This window comes from Tabrizicola flagellatus, from assembly GCF_008271465.1.
GTDB classification, from domain to species: domain Bacteria; phylum Pseudomonadota; class Alphaproteobacteria; order Rhodobacterales; family Rhodobacteraceae; genus Tabrizicola; species Tabrizicola flagellata.
Window position 1 is genome coordinate 1 of the sequence record NZ_VMDU01000036.1, and the last position, 1,396, is coordinate 1,396.

Annotated in this window: 1 protein-coding gene; it reads left to right on the forward strand. The window is 60.5% G+C overall.

Annotated features, from left to right (window positions below):
* Positions 1 to 88: 88 nt before the first annotated feature.
* Complete coding sequence (locus tag FL625_RS17995) at positions 89 to 1,120, forward strand: IS110 family RNA-guided transposase (RefSeq protein ID WP_149590043.1); 1,032 nt, start codon at positions 89 to 91, stop codon at positions 1,118 to 1,120.
* Positions 1,121 to 1,396 lie beyond the last annotated feature (276 nt).

A 1,396-nucleotide genomic window follows, 5' to 3' on the forward strand; every position in this document is an offset into this window, starting at 1 on the left:
AAGATGGGGTGGATGCCGCTCTCCCCGACGGCGTCGCAATGCGCCAAGCTTGTGGTGTTGGACTCACAAGGGAAAAGAGAGGGCATCCATGAAGGAAGTTTCCATAATCGGGATCGATCTCGCAAAGAACGTGTTCCAGTTGCACGGGGCGGCGGCGGACGGGTCTGTGGTTTTCCGCAAGAAGCTGTCGAGGCCACAATTCATCCGCTTCATGACCGCGCATCCCCCCTGTGAGGTTGCCATGGAGGCCTGTCCTGGCGGGCATTTCTGGGCGCGAGAGCTGTCGCGCGCCGGGCATAGGGTGCGATTGATCGCGCCGCACTATGTCACGCCTTACGTCAAGCGCCAGAAGAATGACGCTGCCGACGCCGAGGCAATCGTGGAGGCGGCCACTCGTCCCGGCATGCGGTTTGTCGAACCCAAGACTGCCGAGCAGCAGGCCCGTGCTGTCGTATTCCGGATCCGGCAAAAGTTGGTGGCCCAGCGGATCGAACTCATCAACGCTCTGCGATCACACCTCTATGAATTCGGCTACATCGCCCCGGTCGGGCCGCAGCACCTTCCAGAGCTGGCAGAAGTCGTAGCCGATGCGGCCAGCGATCTGCCCGATACGGCGCGTCTTGCCTGCCATGGCCTGCTGGAACAGGTCGATAATCTGTCTAGGCACCTCGACCGCCTGAACAAGCAGATCTCTGATCTAGGCAAAGAAGAAGGCGGTGCAGCCCAAACCCTGCAGACGATGCCCGGCGTCGGACCGATTACGGCATTGGCAATCGAAGCATTCGCCCCCCCGATGGAGAGCTTCGAACGAGGGAGAGATTTTGCGGCCTGGCTGGGGTTGGTACCACGGCAGGCTTCAAGTGGCGGCAGAACCCGGCTTGGACGCATATCAAAGGCGGGGCAGCACGACATTCGCAGGTTGCTGATCACTGGCGCGATGGCTGCGATGGTCGGAGCCTGCAGGCGCGGCGTGCCCGAGGATACCTGGCTGGGCAAATTGATCCGCCGAAAACCCCGAATTCTCGTCGCCATCGCGCTGGCCAACAAGATGGCGCGTCAGATCTGGGCGATGCTGACGAAAAACGAAAGTTACCGAGTTCCGGCTTTGGTGGCGGCGTGACCTGACAACACACGCCAAAATCAAGGCCGGAAGCCGGGAATGTGAGGAAGGCATGAGCCGAATGGACAACTGATCGACCAGATCGGGGCGGGGAAAACCAGCGAGACGTGTAGGGCTTAGAGCCCGGTGAGAAGTGTTGGAACCTGCCCGCGGATCTCCATCCTGGCCAGCGGCGCTTGAGAAGAGCCGCACACAAAGGCCTGACACAAGCGCGCACTCGATCACAGGTTCAGAGGTTCATAATGTCCTTGCATACCGAGCGGCATCCACACAAGA